This is a genomic window from Candidatus Zixiibacteriota bacterium, assembly GCA_029860345.1.
Lineage (GTDB): Bacteria > Zixibacteria > MSB-5A5 > GN15 > FEB-12 > JAJRTA01.
The window spans coordinates 89,663-106,736 of record JAOUBJ010000016.1 but is presented as its reverse complement, the minus strand read 5'-3'; the positions used below and the strand labels follow the sequence as shown (position 1 = coordinate 106,736).

11 protein-coding genes and 1 tRNA gene are annotated in these 17,074 nt (G+C 51.1%); 4 read left to right on the top strand and 8 right to left on the bottom strand.

The genetic code is table 11. The annotated features are described in order from the left end of the window. Positions 1–110 precede the first annotated feature (110 nt). The 3 genes from OEV49_14955 to OEV49_14945 form a co-directional block, all read right to left on the bottom strand. Positions 111–1,550, bottom strand: coding sequence for an FAD-binding oxidoreductase (locus OEV49_14955; GenBank protein MDH3892371.1), 1,440 nt, complete (start codon positions 1,548–1,550; stop codon positions 111–113). A gap of 198 nt (positions 1,551–1,748) precedes the next feature. After that, positions 1,749–2,027: a hypothetical protein gene (locus OEV49_14950; GenBank protein MDH3892370.1), complete on the bottom strand. Its 279-nt coding sequence runs from the start codon at positions 2,025–2,027 to the stop codon at positions 1,749–1,751. 473 nt (positions 2,028–2,500) lie between these two features. Next, a complete protein-coding gene (locus OEV49_14945) occupies positions 2,501–2,983 on the bottom strand; it encodes a DUF4440 domain-containing protein (GenBank protein MDH3892369.1) in 483 nt (160 codons plus the stop codon). A 652-nt stretch (positions 2,984–3,635) separates the two neighbouring features. Between OEV49_14945 and OEV49_14940 the strand changes: the two genes are divergently transcribed. Next, positions 3,636–7,028, top strand: a complete 3,393-nt coding sequence (locus OEV49_14940; GenBank protein ID MDH3892368.1) for a thrombospondin type 3 repeat-containing protein — start codon at positions 3,636–3,638, stop codon at positions 7,026–7,028. Positions 7,029–7,766: 738 nt separating this feature from the next. On the opposite strand, the gene OEV49_14935 is transcribed toward OEV49_14940, so the two are convergent. The 5 genes from OEV49_14935 to OEV49_14915 form a co-directional block, all read right to left on the bottom strand. After that, the gene (locus OEV49_14935) at positions 7,767–8,285 is read right to left on the bottom strand and encodes a hypothetical protein (GenBank protein MDH3892367.1); all 519 of its coding nucleotides are present in this window, start codon (positions 8,283–8,285) and stop codon (positions 7,767–7,769) included. Between the two features lie 633 nt (positions 8,286–8,918). Next, positions 8,919–8,995 (bottom strand) — tRNA-Met (locus OEV49_14930). A gap of 118 nt (positions 8,996–9,113) precedes the next feature. After that, positions 9,114–10,397: a glycosyltransferase family 4 protein gene (locus tag OEV49_14925; GenBank protein MDH3892366.1), complete on the bottom strand. Its 1,284-nt coding sequence runs from the start codon at positions 10,395–10,397 to the stop codon at positions 9,114–9,116. 355 nt (positions 10,398–10,752) lie between these two features. Further along, entirely contained in the window at positions 10,753–11,721 is a 969-nt protein-coding gene (locus tag OEV49_14920) for an SPFH/Band 7/PHB domain protein (GenBank protein MDH3892365.1), read from the bottom strand. A gap of 3 nt (positions 11,722–11,724) precedes the next feature. Further along, positions 11,725–12,165 (bottom strand): NfeD family protein, encoded by a 441-nt coding sequence (locus OEV49_14915; GenBank protein ID MDH3892364.1) that lies wholly within the window; start codon positions 12,163–12,165, stop codon positions 11,725–11,727. A gap of 390 nt (positions 12,166–12,555) precedes the next feature. Here OEV49_14915 and OEV49_14910 point away from each other — a divergent pair, with 390 nt between their 5' ends. The 3 genes from OEV49_14910 (at position 12,556) to OEV49_14900 (ending at position 16,875) form a co-directional block, all read left to right on the top strand. Then, entirely contained in the window at positions 12,556–14,781 is a 2,226-nt protein-coding gene (locus tag OEV49_14910; GenBank protein ID MDH3892363.1) for a hypothetical protein, read from the top strand. Positions 14,782–15,122: 341 nt separating this feature from the next. After that, the gene (locus OEV49_14905) at positions 15,123–15,935 is read left to right on the top strand and encodes a class I SAM-dependent methyltransferase (GenBank protein MDH3892362.1); all 813 of its coding nucleotides are present in this window, start codon (positions 15,123–15,125) and stop codon (positions 15,933–15,935) included. A gap of 436 nt (positions 15,936–16,371) precedes the next feature. Continuing rightward, positions 16,372–16,875, top strand: a complete 504-nt coding sequence (locus OEV49_14900) for a hypothetical protein (protein MDH3892361.1) — start codon at positions 16,372–16,374, stop codon at positions 16,873–16,875. The last annotated feature ends 199 nt before the right edge of the window (positions 16,876–17,074 follow it).

Sequence of the window (17,074 nt, the reverse complement as noted above, 5' to 3'; positions counted from 1 at the left end):
TGACGTGTGGCAGTTTCTGGTTGGGTTAGCTGCCGAGACAGCTTGGCACTGGACGCTCTTTGCGAACTGTCTACTTGGGTTCCACTCCCTGTCAAGAGTCGTTATGGGTGCTAGCCGTTTGGTGCGATGTTTTTGTTCATTCTGAAGAAGTTGTCTGGGTCCCACTTTGTTTTGATTTCAACCAGACGCTGGTAGTTTTCCCCATAAGCGTCGTTAATGCGATCACCGATCTCTTCCTCGGTGAGAAAATTAATATATGTGCCGCCGGTCGAGAAACTTCGCATATCGCTCCAGGCCGAACGCGCCCAATCAATGTTGGCCTGGTCGTCGACAGGCTTTTCCCATGAGGCCGTGATATTCAAAACCAACCTGGCGTCACGGTTGCCCACCGCCGAATGGTCCTGCGGGAGATTATTCAACGCTCCATCGAGAGGGAACAGGATCACGGCCGAATGCGGCGAGACGATTCGTTTTGCATGCTCGATCACCTTGTCAAACAAACCGGGCTGAAAACCGGGCATATACTCGGACTTCCAGTAATAGCGACGACCGTTGGGCTGGGTCGCATCGAGAATACTCTGCTGCGAGATGTACGAGCGAGGCTGAACGATATCGCCAACCGGCGTGCCGAACGACTTTATCGAAGCCACCACTTTTTCTCCCTCCTTAACCGAACCGGCATGAATCACAAAGAGAGCCACAATCAGTTTTCCGTGAACATCTTTGGGCAGCCAGGGCGCCGGCGGCGCCAGGCGTAGAGCTGCCGCGCAGTTGAACTCGGGTGGCGCCTTCTCCATCAACGTGCCGTACATCTCAAGCACCTCCCGGGCATCTTCAGCCGGCCAGGCGATTGCGCCGGCCATCACCTCAGGACCGACCGGGTAGAGCTTGTGCTCAGTCGAAGTCACCACGCCGAAATTGCCGCCACCACCCCGGAGGGCCCAGAAGAGATCACTGTTTTCTTCCTCGCTGGCTCGCACCAACTTTCCCTCAGCCGTTACCAGCTCCATCGAAACCACATTGTCGCTGGTCCAACCGTATTTCCGAGATAGGTATCCAAAGCCACCACCGAGCGTGAGTCCTGTGACGCCGGTTTTTGATACAAAGCCAATCACAGCCGCCCGGCCGTGGAGCTGTGTCTCTCGATCAACGTCGCCCAGTATACAGCCGCCTTGCACCCGTGCGCTTTCTGCGTTGGAATCTACCCACACACCGCGCATGCCGGACATGTCGATAGTCATGCCGCCATCACAAAGGGCCAGCCCCGAGATGTTGTGACCCCCACCGCGAACGGAAAGAAGCAGGTTGTGTTCTCGTGCGAAGTGTACCGACGCGACTACATCGGCAGCCCCCAAACAGCGGGAAACCAGCCCCGGGCTGCGATCAATCATACCGTTCCAGATCGTGCGCGATTCATCGTAGCCCGGCTCGCCTGGTGTAATCAAATCCCCCTGCAATCGTGCCTGGAGTTCATCCAATGTCTGTCGTGTCAGTTCGACCGATGTATCATCCAGACGCTTTACTTTCGTGGAAAATGTGTTCGCCGACATTTTCTGTTCTCCTCATTATCCAGCGTTGATAGGCTGCTCTGTTTTCAAATCTGTTTTCGAGCACGAAGATCGGCACCTGCTTTTGTGGCGGAACAGATTGGCTCGTTTTTCGATTTGATTTCTGTCCGACTTCGACTCTCTGTTGTTCACTCCGTCTCGTCACCCAGGCGCCGAGACACCGGCTACCGATGGGAATGGTCAGTCGTCATGATGCTGCAGCATTTCTTCAATTTCCTCCCGTGAGAATTTGCTTAGAGCTACAATATTGGCCGTGGGTCGATAGACACCGGGCAGTATGTTTCTGGCTTGCTCTTTGTCATCGACTTCGACGACTATCCAGGCTTTGTGGACTCCATCTTCGCACCCGAAGTCGGCGTTGGTCAAATAATGAGAGCCAGTTTCCTGAAGGATTTTAATAGCACGAAGACAGGCAACTTTCTCGGCCTCGTGGGGCACTTCAATCATGAATCTCTGCATAACGAAACTTCCTTTCGCTCTTTTGGTCGTTCAAACAGCCGATCCCGGTTTGGTTCGGGGCGACAAATGACCAGTACGACCTTGTTACACCTTGTTAGATATACGCACTATCGCGAGAAGAATATGGCCTAAATGGAGCCATTTTTGTTATTTCTTTGACAGATGTCTTGCTGTCAGGCTCCAATGACAGAGATTTGGATGGGGGGATCGACACCCGAGATCGAAGGCTCAATCCCGCAGTAACAGCAATTACATATCGGAGACACAGTGTCTGGTGATTTCTCTTATTATCTGTTGCTCCTGCTCCTATTGTTGGAGACTGTTAGAAGGGAGTGCGTGTTATTGGTAAGTGGTTCAACGCTGAAATAGCTTCTGGGATTATCCAGATCGTCAAAACTAACCGACACGAGAATACCTATGTTCGGCTACTCGCAAGCTAATAGCTGATGATATCTATGTATGAACTACTTCCTTTAGTTACCATTCATGTTGAACATGTCTGCAGCAACTTTCCACTCTCCATTGACTTTCGACCAAACAACAACATACTTGGCATTCGCTTTTGAGCCATCCGGATTTGTGATTTTTAATGACCCATAGTCGTATGCCAAGTCACCTGATTTCGACACAAACACTTCAGCTGATTCCCATGAAGCTTCGAAGCCTTCCGTATTGATCATTCCAGCCCAAGCTTTCCTCAATGCTTCCTTGCCCTGAATCAAATCAGCACCAGGCGGGAACTGAATTGCGTCTTCAGTGTGCAAACTTACAATCCAGTCCAAAGCACCTTCTGAGAACTTGGCAGACCACTGCTTCTCAAGATTCATAATGTTTTTAGCATCATCGCTATACTCCTTGTTGCCTTCATCGCCGAAGGACAAGGAGAAGAATACGATTAGCGCTGTCGCTAACGTAACCAGTGATAAGCCAACATGGCTTTTCTTGATAGTGGGCATTTTACCCTCCTTGGAGTTTGAAGATTAGTTGTATCGACCGTTTGAAGCCATCTGTGTAATCACGCCTCGTATCGTTGCTAAACTGATTGACTTTATACCAAAACAAAACGCACCGAGTGCTCGGTTCATTTGAAAAAAAGGATCTGTTGTTCTCCAGATTGACTTTGATTTCGCCAAGTATGAGCAGTCTGCAACAGCCAATGGAACCATGTTTGGTATTGGGGATTTGGTTTGAGACTACGACTGTGGCATGCCTGCCTTGGCGTACGACTCTGCGCCTGCTCAGATGCCCCGACAAGAAAAATCACAAGACACTATCCTGTAGTATCAGCAGATACTTACAGGAAACACTTTGTCTGGTGTTTTCTCTTACGACCTGTTGTTCCTGCTCGTTCTGTTAGAAGACTGCTTGGCAGAGGGAAATGCGAATAAAATGGAAAATACAGTCGACATGTCGATACCTGGGCCGTTTCACGCGTCGGGCTGCGTCCGGGAAAGTCCTTGACATTTAGGATAAAAGGGATATGTTTGGTCCAATTACAACAGGAGATTACATCCGATTCATGACACATGCCCCCCGTAGACGCTTCAACCCCTGAAGCTCCCCTATTGGTCCCGCAAAGAAACTACCCTAACGGAAATGGAGACGACTATGCGAACAATCCGTAACAGCTTACTCACGACAATTGCCATTCTGTGTGTGGTGGCTTTGTCTGCACAGGCACAGCCGCAGATCAGCATCCCCGAAGCCTACATGGTGATACCAGCACCGGCCGGTTTTAGTGCCGAAAATGTTGGAAGAGTCTGCAACGCAGGCGATGTCAACTTAGATGGCTACGATGACATTGCTATAGCAGCACCCGGTCTGGGTGCGAATGATAGGGGAAGGATTTATTTCTTTACCGGAAATCCTGTTGATCCTATGAATGTTACTATGGCGGATACTCTCTACACATTCGAAGGTTTTGACTGGAACTGCACAGATGTCTACGGGACTCCTATATCAGGTGGGGATCGAATTGGGATGGATATTGACAACATTGGTGATGTTAACGGTGATGGTGTCGATGACCTGGCCGCATGTGCCCCGAACGTCTGCAAGTATAAGCCGAATGAGGGTACATGGGAAGGTCGTTTCTATATAATCTATGGTCGTGGAACTAGGACAGAGACCCATTGGTCACGGATAGACGGAGTGGCCCTTGGTCAGCACCGTGGATACGGCAAATCCGCCACCTCGGCCGGGGATATTGATCCGGGCGCCTCCCCGGTGTTGAATGATTTTATTGTCACGCGCTCCACTAACTTTATAGCCGGAACGTATGCTGAACTTTATCGGGGTGTTGAATTGGACCTGGAAGCACTACTACCTGGAGGCGGAGAGATAACGCCGTGGCCATTTTCGGTTGATCGCCAGTACGGTGGGGGTGCAGGCTACAGATTTAGCTACATGTGCAACTATGGTGACATTGACGCAGGTGGTAGCTCAGACTACGGATTTGGTGATAATATGTACCTCCTTACAACTTCCGGTGAGAGCGATTTACTCACTTGGGGATACGCGAATGGTGCCCCGGTTCCACAACCTAATACGTGGGTTGCGGGACCGATTGATGCTAATGGAGACGGATATAATGATGTCCTCTATACCAGCAAGGGAGGAAATGGGAATACCAGACTCTGGTTGGGCAAGGCAGATTTTTTCAACGACCCTCCTGCTACTCCATACCTCGACATTCCACCACTCTTTCCCAATAGTTCCACTTTCCCTACCGATTTTGAGGCAATAGGGGATTTTAATGACGATGGCTATGATGATTTTGCCATATCCAAACACAGCGGTGCCGGCAGCCTCGGTAAAATCTGGATTTACTCCGGCTATGATGGCTCTGTCATGCTGACAATTGTTGGTGACGCGGCGCAGGCTCGTATGGGTCTTGATATTTCTCGGGGAGGTGATGTGAACAATGACGGTATTGGTGATTTTCTGACTTCCTTGAAGTCGCCCGATCGTATCGCTGTCTTTCTTGGTGATGGCACTTATATATCGGATGCAGATGGAGATGGGATTGCTGATTCACAAGACAATTGTACATTTGATTACAACCCGGGTCAGGAAGATGCAGAAGGGGACGGTGTAGGTGATGCTTGTGATAACTGTCAAAACGCTGGTAATCCTGGTCAGGAAGATGCTGATAGTGATGCTATAGGCGATCATTGCGATAATTGTGACAATGTTGCTAACCCTGATCAAATTGATACAGATGGTGATAGTGCAGGTGATGCTTGTGATGATTGTCCGAATACTTGGGGCTTCGGTAATGATTATGACGACGATGGATTCGGTTTACTTTGTGATAATTGCCCCGAAGATTACAACCCCTTACAGATTGATTCTGATAATGATGGCGTTGGTGATGTTTGTGATTTAGATAATGTAAATGCATTTGGTATTTTCCATAGTGCACTTGGAACCGCTTCACTTGATGCCGGTGATTTGGAAAATGCCGGATTAGTGATTTCCAATATTGGGTCAAGCGGTGAGGACGGTGTTAAGCTTGATATTGGAGCCGCCGATTTTGGTGTTGTAGCCTTAGGACCGATAGACCCAACTTCTTTCCCCGATAGTGCAATCATTAGTGTTGAGGTGATGGGTGAACTTGATGCCCTTCTTGGCTCGATGTCCATAACTGGACCTATTTGGGGTGACACAGTTCAAATCAATGTAGATTTATCTCCACTTGGCGCATTGTCATACAAGGTAACAGCCTATAATGGTAGCGTTCAAGCTGATCAACAAGTTGGACAGACCGGTGAACCGGCATTGCTTATCGGTGAATCGGTAAATGAGCTTATTGTTGCCGGACTGATGGGTAGAGATGATGATGACTTGACAGGTGATATTCCTGCGATGATTATCGTTTTTGATGCTCCTCATACTGTTACACTCTCAGGTGGTTCGCCTGTAACTGCCGATCGAATCTCTATAGTTGCCGAGGGTCCGATTACATACGACCCGGGTCTTACACCGACTGAGTCAATTCAAGTAACAGCGGCTTATTTCAGCCCTCTCTATGTTACCAATGCACAGATCGGGATGTTTGACGATCTTACTATAGGGGCTATTGATGCGACCAGCCTGATGGGTCATGATGATGATGACATCATAGCTGCTGATAACGACTTGACAGCTGGATTGATGGGTCGTGATGATGATGACTTTACCACTGAAACCGGAGGAGTGTTTGTATCGCTTACCGGTCCGGTTTATGTACCTCCAGTAAAATCGGTAGTGTCGGGTAAAGATTACTTCGGTGTGACATGGGAGAATATTGATCCCTCTTCCACGTTACAAGAAGATGCAGGAATGGTCTTCTCAACAACATCCCCAAATGATTTGACAGTATCGTCATCATTTACAAAAACAGCATCCGGTTGGGACATTGAATCTGATGTTACCGCAATGGGTGCATCGACATTTACAGCCAATCTCTACAATGATAGTTTGTTAGTAGGAACCGCCGGAGGACTGTCTCTAGCAGCGGCCTTAGCAAATAGTTCACCCTCAGCTTATCACAGCGGATATGAGACGGTTGACGTAAAGAAAAACGTAGCTGTTGATATGTGGGTGCAGCGATTTGAGTGGGGTGCTTCAGCCATGGTAACACTCACCGGAGGATCAGCAATAAGCGGAGACGTCTTAGAGCTTCTGCCGGAAAGTCCAAGCGTAGTGTATGACACGGCCGCCTCTGCCAGTATTCTAATTATCAATATCGATTCTGTGGTTTTCAACGACATGGCAGTGACGCCGTATGTAATTGTCGAAGGCTGTTGCGCAGTGCGGGGTGATATCGACCATGCCGGTAACGGAATCGACATAGCCGATCTGGTCTATATCGTCGATTACATGTTCAACAGTGGTCCGGCGGCGCCCTGCGCCGAAGAGGTTGATATTGATAGCTCCGGCGGTGACCCGGATATCAGTGACCTGGTCTATCTGGTTGATTACATGTTCACCGGCGGCCCCGCTCCGGGAGGGTGCTAGTAAGCAACCGGGATTACAGCGGCATAAACTCCAAAGGGACAGCACTCACCTGCTGTCCCTTTTTGTATAGCCACCGGAACTGCAAGAATGAGTTTTGTTAGAAAGCCAATTATTCATGGACAAGAAAATACCACAATAGACCGGCAACCTATTGTGGTGTAGTAATTTGGTGGCGGGGGAAGGATTTGAACCTTCGACAACCACATAATATGTGCTTCGGGTTTTGAGCTTGCTCACTTGTCCGAGCAACAGAAGGCACCAGACACTATCCTGTAATACTAGCAAAGACTTACGGGAATCACGTTGTCTGGTGTTTTCTCTTATTATCTGTTGTTCTAGCTCGTTTTGTTAGAGAAGTGTTAGAAGGGGGTGTATGTTAAACTCGGTCTAGCTATGCCATAGATTGTGGTGATACTCGCTGCTGTCGGGCGGTGTTTCATAGCGTGCATCCTAGAAAGGCAGCCAAAGGGGAATGGCCGCGACCAGCGTTCTGGAACACATTTGGTCAGGAGCCAGCCAGATCCTTCTGGGAGCTTTGATTGACTCTGGCAAGTGATAGAGAGCCTCACCCCCGGGGCGTTCTGTGAGTCCGTTCTTTGTTTGGCTGAACAGACGAAGGGTGTGTTTGCCGTGGTTGCCGCGGACAGCACAGAACTCTCCGAGGATAGTTCCTTTCTCATCCCTACAAACCTTTGGTGAACAGACATTCAGTGCGTTACTTAAGTAGTCGGCTTCTACTCAATCTGCGCCAGGAGGTCCGAGATGTCCACGGTCGAACTTCTCTGAGATGTCGACGGAAAAATCTCCTATTTTGATCATTATCCCGCCCCCGAATCCAGTCGTCTCCTCTTTACCAAAAACGAGATTGTTCAAGTCCACTTGACTACAGACCTTGTAGACACCGCCAACACAGATGCTTCCGTTGGCATTGATATCGATATACTTCTTCATTTTCTCAACGGCCTTCCTAAACTCGCTCTTCCTTTCGGCGGTAGTTAAGTCCTTTCCCTGCATGTGACTTTGACGCCATATGAAATCCCATAACTCGCTTTCCGTTAGAGGCAGAAAGACTTTCCTGGAAGATGGGCTTGCTTTCGCATCGGAGTCCGTCTTAGATTCGTCTGTTGCACCAAGTGCATCACCATGTTCGATGTGTCCAGGGAGCTGCGGTTCCACTATATCTTGGGCGAAAGCTAGTGGGGCAAAAACCATGAGTAGGAGAATTGCCGCTTTTAAAGCAATGATTTGGCGTACCATCCAAGACTCCTTTCAGTAGTATTGTAGATTTGAAATCTGTGTATATTCAACCGTAACATAACACCATCACGCGAATTATACCAGCCCTTCAAGCAGGTTTTTCGGAGCACTTTGAATCCAGGGGGGGTTTAGATGGTATCTCCTGGACATACTGGCGAGCAATAGCCCAAGTAGCAGACAATACCAGACACCAACAGCCAACACCAATCTGACCTTCGGGCTTGCGACCCTACGGTCATCGGCCCTTGGTTCCTCGCGTAAGTGCCTATAAGACTCAAATTTGGTGGCGGGGAGAGGATTTGAACCTCTGATCCGCCTGGGCGGACTATGAGCCACTCAGTTTCAACCTGATGTATTCGCGACCGTGTCCGCTTTTCAGGTAGAGCTCCCTTTTCAATGCATCCGTCTTGTCGGGGAACTTCTCCGAATACACCAATCTCCAATCCGAACCACGTTTCGTCCAGCGAGACACACCCGAATTGTGTTGATCAAGCCGCTTCTGTAAATCACGAGTATAACCGGTATATCTATAACCCTCACGGGACTCAATGACATACACGATGAACATGCAAATCCCCCACCAAGGCAAACACACAAAACCCCCGAAGCTGTCATGCCTCAGGGACTCGAATTTGGTGGCGGGGAGAGGATTTGAACCTCTGACCTTCGGGTTATGAGCCCGACGAGCTACCAGACTGCTCCACCCCGCGGTACAAGGCCATCAATATAGAAAACAAACAACCGTTGTCAAGCTCGATAATGCCAACCAGCCCAAAGCAAATACGCCCCCTTAGACACGCCTCCTGCGCCCAATGTGATTCTACGATTCTACGAAGTCGACTTCACCGGCGAAACGCCAACCGTCTTTGGCGTACTCGCGCTGCGTTCTAACGCTGTGGCCAGAAAAGCGTTAATCCGCGGGAGGTTGATAGCCACATTGAAATTCACCTCCACATATCGACGGTAGGCTTGCGACTCGTAGTCCGAGCAAGTGAGCAGCCGCGCAAAATCATCAAGGCAATTGAAGACCAGGTGCTCGGGGAAGATGTCTTTCGCCCCGCGCCAGTTGTGGATGAGAGGCTTGATGCCGCAGGCCATGGACTCTATAATGTTGTTCGGACAACCTTCCCATGGGCTGGTCGATATGACGTAGTTCATCTCTTTCAGAAAAGCAGGCACATCCTTCACCCATCCGCAGAAGTCCACATGGCTTGAAAGTCCCATTTCCGAAACAAGGTGTTTCATGTACACCTCGAATCTCTTTTCCTGAAAAGACCCGGCAATGTGAAACCGATAGGCTTTGTCGATCTTTACTGCCTCCCGGATGCATTGCAGGAGCAGCCCGATGCCCTTTTTGTGATTCAGATAGCCGATGTAACATACATCGCGGCCGGGTCCGTTTTCGTAGAAGGGATAGCGGTGAAGTTCCACACAGTTGTGGACAGTGGTTTGAGGAACGGCGGAGAGTTGTTTTGACCACATCTCGTTGGCCATCTCTCGTATGTGATCGGCCACGAATATGGCCCCGTCGACCTTTGTCCAATTGACACCGGTCATGAGGTTCGGCGTCAGAATCTCATAGCTCCGGATGTTGGTTGCCAGTGGCGGGCAATTGGCCAGGCGCGACAGGTGCACCGTAGCCTCGTTGCACCAGGTAGACCAGATGATATCCGCCCACTCAGCCACCTCTGCCAAGTCCTGCACGGTCCGCGGAGTAATCACTCTGACATCATTGTCTTCGGAGAAGTAGTTCCGGTAGATATCATTGAACTTGTTGCCAAGGGTGTTGACAATCGCCAGCCGCGCATCGGTCAAAAGTTTTCCCGCAGCAGCCTTATGCCCCGAAAACGGTCCCGCTGTGGCGGCATCTTTCACAGCTTCCAGATTGTCCAGCGAGTCCTGATAGCTCGGATCGATTTGTAGCGCAGCTTCAAAGTAGGCCGCGGCCTGGGCCATGTCGTTTTTCTCGAATGCGATCACACCAAGGTTGTTGTGGACTTCTTTCCGGCTGCTATCGCTCTTGAGTATTTCCAGAAACCGCTTTTCGGCCTCGTCGTGCCTACCTTCGGCGAACAAGGCTTCGCCTTGCTGGATCATTTCCTGCGTTTGCATAAGGTCAGGGCTCCCGTGGGTACTCGTAGTTTGGCTGATTTGCTCCGGTATCAGAAGTCCGCCTGGTCGAGATCGGAAGCATCGTGCCGGACCGATTTGTCAATTTGGGGATAGGTTGCAGAATCAGCTCCTATGTTCTTTACACTGTCTAAACTACTGCCGGTATATCCGATGACCGACATTGTATAGGTATCGGCTGATCACGGTTTGGCCTTGAGGTCGAATGTGACCTGCGAATGCGATGCGACCATTGCTCGATCGCATGGTCGATGCACAAAGACAAGGTACTTTGATAACAAAAAGTCCGGGTGGCCTAAACCACCCGGCCTCCTAAAACCCCTCCCCAAGGTTCGGATCAATCTGCTTCCACGTTTTGGGCGGGCGCCACGGCCGCATCTGTCTTGGCCGGGCCGTCAGCCTTGCCTTTGATACCTTCCACCATGGCGGCCAGAGATGAAATGATCCCGGACGCTTCATACGGCAGGAAAATCTTGTTGGCTTCACCTTCGGCCAGTTTCGGTAACATCTCGAGATACTTCAAAGTGATCAGGTTCTCGTCCGGCTTTCCGGCGTGAATGGCGTTGAATACATTGAGAATCGCTTGAGCCTCACCTTTGGCCACAGTTTCCTGACGGTACATCTCGGCATCGGCTCTCTTTTTCACCGCCTCGGCGTTACCCTCGGCTTCGAGAATCTTCGCTTGTTTGTATCCCTCGGCCTTGGTGATATCAGACTGTCGAACAGCTTCAGCATCGAGGATAGTCGCCCGCTTATCACGTTCGGCTTTCATTTGGCGACTCATCGCATCGGTAATATCTCGCGGCGGGTCGATCCGTTGCATCTCGACGCGATTGACTCGCACCCCCCACTTGTCGGTAGCTTCATCGAGAACGTCACGAAGCTGGGCGTTGACCGTGTCACGGGAGGAGAGACAGGCATCCAGGTCCATCTCACCGATAACGTTACGCAGATTCGTCTGGGCCAGCTTGGTGGCGGCAACGATGTAATTGGCGATCTCATACCGTGACCGAACCGGGTCGGTGACCTGACAATAGATGATGGCATCGACTTCGACATTGACGTTGTCTTTCGTTATCACCATCTGTGGTGGTACATCGAGCACCACCTCACGCATGTCGACCTTGATGACCGTATCAAAAAACGGTACGATCATGTTCAACCCGGGATCGAGCAACCGTTGATACTTGCCCAGTCGTTCAATTAGACCTTTTTCAAACGGGCGAATGATGCGTATCGACATCGACACCAGGATGATGACGAATAAGACCGCCACGCCCAGAGCTACTGCTAATGCGGGATTCATGTTTTACTCCTTTGTATCAGACAGTCTCTCCACGTGGGCTTTTGTCCCGGAGATACTGACCACTCTGACTTTTTCATTTTCCGATATCTGTTCGTCCGCGCGCGCCGCCCAGACTTCACCTTCGATCTTCACCTGTCCACCCAGGTCGGGATCGATTGCTTTGGTGACCAGGGCAACCTTGCCGATCAGGGCGTCAATATTGGATTTCTCCGGCGACTCTTTGGTAATCTTTTTGGCCAGCGTTCTGGTCAAGGGTAGCAACACCGTGGTCAGCAATACGAAAATGCCGACCTGCCAGTAGTAGCTCTCCGGATAGAAATAACCAAAGGCTCCGGCGACAACCGAGCCGACCACAAAGCAGGCGAATACAAAGGTTGGCGTCATCAGCTCCAGAATCAGAAAGACAACTGCCGCCGTCAGCCAAACCCAAAACATTGTGGACATCGGTACTCCTTTTCAGTTTCAACCTTCGGTAGTATTACCAGGCGAGGCGCGCATTATTCAGGCAAATCGGATACAGAAGCACGCGTGTCGGACCGAAGGCGGATTGCTAATTCTATATTAATGAGGAAACCTCCACCGTCCTACCGAGTCAACATAAATGTCGGGCAGGCAGTTTTGTCGTTCCTCGTGCGCATGATTACTCCAATAAAGTCCCTCTTGAGAACCGTTTCGCACTGGTTCAGTTTACCGGTACACTCTCACACCCATCAAAGACCCATCATCTCTACAAAAGAGGACAAAATTGACCAAGAAAATACTGGACAGAATAGGACAAATTTGGTATCCTTATCAAGTACCGCTTGAAAACCCAATTCTTCCCGGAGGAATCCTATGTGTTTGCGAAGACTCCTACTCTTGTCCATGCTTGTCCTGTTGCCTCTGTCCGTGGTGGCGGCCGTGCCAAACATGATCAGCTACCAGGGACGCCTGATCGATACTGCGGGCGATCCGATTGCCGACGGCGACTATTCGGTTTTGTTCACAATATACGATGCAGAGTCCAGCGGAACTGTCGAATGGTCCGAAACTCAGACGGTGCCCGTGATCGATGGTCTTTTCGCCGTCAAGCTGGGAAGCGTCTCACCAATAACACCCGCCGTGCTTGATGGCCCCGAGCGCTGGCTGGGAATCAAAGTGGAATCCGATCCGGAGTATGCGCCTCGCGTCCGACTAGTATCCGTTGCTTATGCCCTACAGACCGAATCTGTCGACGGTGCCGCCGGCGGCCTGGTTACCGGTGATCTGACAACGACCAGCAACCTTGGCTCCACTGCTGACGATTTCAGGTTGACGTTTCCAAGCAATCTTACATTGCAAAGCAGTTTTAGTGAAGGGTCTGCTTTCGATGCCTGGCCGCTACATGTGAATATGGAAGAAGAATGGGTCGGTGTCGGAACAGTTGGGTCCGGTGATGCGAAACTGGAAGTTCGCAGTTCCGGATCGAGTCAGCCCATCATTCGTTTTGGTGACGGCTTCGGCGTTGCAAACCTGATTGCCGGGAGTAGTAGCATAAGTATCGCCACCGGTGACGGACTCCCGCGTCTTACTATTAGCCAATCCGATGGAAACGTCGGGATTGGAACAAGCTCGCCTGCTGAGAAACTTGATGTCGCAGGCACGTTACAAGCCACCGGCCTGAAGATTCCAACCGGGGCGTCGGGGGGTGCTGTGTGGACCTCGGATGCCACTGGCTTGGGAAGCTGGCAGGCGCCGTCCGGCGGTGGCAGCGGCTGGATCGATGGTGGCTCAACCGTTAGTCTGGCGACGACCACAGACGCCGTAGGAATAGGGATTTCAAGCCCAACGGCCAAACTGGATGTTCGCACCCCTCCTGGGGACGCGCAGATTCGTTTCGGTGATGCTTACGGCGTCGGAAACTTACATGCTGACTCCAGCAACGTTTTCATTTCTACCGGCGATGGAATCGCGCGTATGCGTTTTCTCCAATCAAACGGTAACATCGGTATAGGGACAAGCACGCCGATCTCGCTCATGCATCTGGAACGGAACACTAACAGCACAGAGGACGTAACGGGGTTATACAGCTATGTAGAAAACAGTAACTATGGCGTGCCCACAGCGGTCAAGGCAGTGGCAAGGTCAACATTCACGGACTGGAGACCAGAGGTCCAGGCCATCCGGGGTGAACTCTATACCGCTGGAGCAGGAACGGCCGGTTTCTTCGATGCCGTGTCGACGGGAACTGTTTCTGGTTCTAATTGCTACGCAGTGAGGGCCCAAGCGCTAGGAGGATCGAGGGCGTATGGCCTCTCTGGCGCTGCCGGCGAAGCTTCACAAACAGCTTATGGAGTCAAGGGGTACGCATACGATACAGACAGCACTTATGGAGGATACTTTCTCGCGAATGGAAACGACGATAGAGATAGGGCCCATGGAGTCTATGGATTTGCCTCAGCTGCGGACACTACCATTGGGGGGTATTTTTACGCCCATGGTTATTCAAGTACAACTCCCCGGGCGTGGGGAATCTACGCGACCGTCTTCGGCGGCAGCATTTGGGACGCTGCGGGTTACTTCGATGGAGATATTTTCGTTCAGTCGTCAATCTTATGGGGAGGTGGAAAAAGCCGAATCGACCACCCGCTGGATCCTGAGAACAGGTACCTCATGCACAGTGTTGTTGAGTCGCCTGAAATGAAGAACATCTATGATGGCAATGTGACAACCGACGCCGACGGATTCGCAACGGTAACTATGCCCGTTTATTTCGAAGCGCTTAACATGGACTATCGATACCAATTGACTGTGATTGGTGAGTTTGCTCAGGCAATCATTGCCGACAAGATACAGGATAACCAATTTACCATTCGAACAAACAAGCCAAATATCGAAGTATCCTGGCAGGTGACCGGCGTCCGACATGACGCCTTTGCCAACGCAAACCGAATGGATAATGAGATTGACAAACCGGCTGCAGAGATCGGTACGTATCTACATCCGATAGCCCATGGTCAACCGCTTGAGAAACACAGCAACTATAACATGAAAAGGCCACCGGAGGATCGCGCTGCCGACCTTGACTCGGACACCAACTGATCCGGCCTATAAGCACAGTAGATTCTCCTCACCAGAAACAACAAGGGACAGCACCGAAAGGTGTTGTCCCTTTTCTGTTGCCACCACAAAAATACGCCAACTCCACCTTGCCCTTTCCTGTGATCGTGCATAATTTGTCGAAGAGCAATACACAGCAGGGTTTGTCCGTTAACCCTCGGCTGCGTCATTGCGAGGAGTCTCCCGCTACAGGCGGGGGCGACGCGGCAATCTCGATTTGTTGCACATGTGTCACCCCGAGCGGAGTCGAGGGGCGAGCGGAGTCGAGGCATGAGATTGCCGCGCTCATCCGCGAAACGCGGATTCGCTCGCAATGACGTAAAATGCTGATAGTCAAGAAAGGGTACATGAAACCGTCCACTAATTCCAAACCATACAGCCAACTGGCCCGCGTCTATGATCTGATGGGCGCCGATGAACATTCGGTCATGATGACCGAGTATTGCCAAAAGATATTCCAACGATTCAAGATTCGACCCAAAAACATTCTGGACCTCTGTTGCGGTACCGGTACGGCCCTTGAGATATTCGCAGACCGGGGGTATACCGTATCGGGGCTGGATCAGTCGGCGGCTATGTTAGCCGTGGCGGCGAAGAAACTCAAAGGCCGCAAGATCAAACTGTACCAAAAAAGCCTGCCAAAGTTCAAGCTGCTCGATAGCCGCGGGAAAGCGACTTGTCGCTTTGACCTGGTGACCTGTTTCTACGATTCGTTGAACTACCTGAAGAATGCACGCGAATTGAAAGTTGCTTTCCGCTCAGTCTTTGAGCATCTGGAACCGGGTGGCTGGTTTATTTTTGACATGAACACCGAAGCATCTCTTCGAATCTTGTGGGGTGGCCAAATCTACGCCGGTGCTCAGGACGACATTGCCTGGATATGGCGGAACAACTTCCTTGAAAAAAAGAACGCCGCCGAGTGTGAGACCACTTGCTTTATCAAAGTCGGAAAGATGTGGGACCGGTTCGATGAAATGCACGTCGAACGAGCTTACGACAACGCACGCATCATTGAGATGCTCGAACAAGTCGGATTCGACGTCAAAGGATTCTACAAGTGCCACACCTTCCGTAAGCCGACGGCTAAAGCCTATCGGGTCTGTGGCGTTGTGCAAAGGCCGAACGGTCGGCGCTGAGCCAGTTCTTGTAGGTCGAAATCCCTGGTCCGAAGGACTGCCGTAGGCAGGTTTCGACATGTAGGACCCTCAACCGCGTTGGGGGTAGTTACTTTCTGATTGTTTCCCGTCCCAAGCAAGGCTTGAGACGGCCACCCGCCGAGACCCCTGACCCGTAGGGTGAGAAACACGGCTTGACCGTGTCATGCTGAGCGCAGTCGAAGCATGAAGTAGGGCGGGTCCGTCTTCGCCTGCGCGCCGCGGCGTGAACCCGCCATCGCTCATGTGGTCTCGTGGCGACCCCGCCCGACGCCAGCCCACAAACCGACCGGCTGTCATGCGAATCGCATAACAGCACCCGGGACTGGATGCCGGATCAACACCGGCACGGCATGACCCCATCTTTTTGAATACTCAGGCCATTTCGGTCGTATATAGAACAAACAGAGGAGAAGGTATGTCCTATGTTCCGATCAATGCAGCAATCATCGCCGCGGCGGCGGCCAAAGCTGCCAAAGACAGAGCCGAGGAGGAAAAGATGACCACCTATAAATCCGACGATCTCGACAAGTGGGAATTCAAAATCGTGCGTTCCAGCACCGGTAAGTTCAAAAAGCCGGAAGCTGTTCGCACCTTGTGTGCTCAGGAGGCCAAGGCGGGCTGGGAATTGCTTGAGAAATTCGATAACTGCCGTATCCGATTCAAGCGACGGGTGGAGAAACGTGCACAAGATCAATATCTTGAGGTCGATCCATACCGGTCCTCAGTGAGTTCGCTTGATGGTCGCCTGGGACTGATAATCCTCGGTCTGGTCTTGCTGCTTGGTGGCTTGGTTGCTTTTTTTGCAATTGGTTTTGACGTAGAAGTCACTGATCCCAGCCGTATTTGGATTCTGGTGGCGATAGTGGCGACGGGCCTCCTGGCCGTGGCTGTGGCACTGACCAGGCGGCGGCAGGGCTGATGGCACTGGCCCGCCCCATCCGGGACCTATTGGACAGGCTGTTCTGTCGGCTACACATTGGTCGATAATTGAAATCACAGTTCTTGCTTTTTCACGATATTTGATTATACTATCACGCCTTCGGAGCCGGGTAGGTTCCGGTGGTGATTCAGTTGCTTTTAGTGCGGCTGGGTTCTTTGACAAGATTGATCGGCATGAT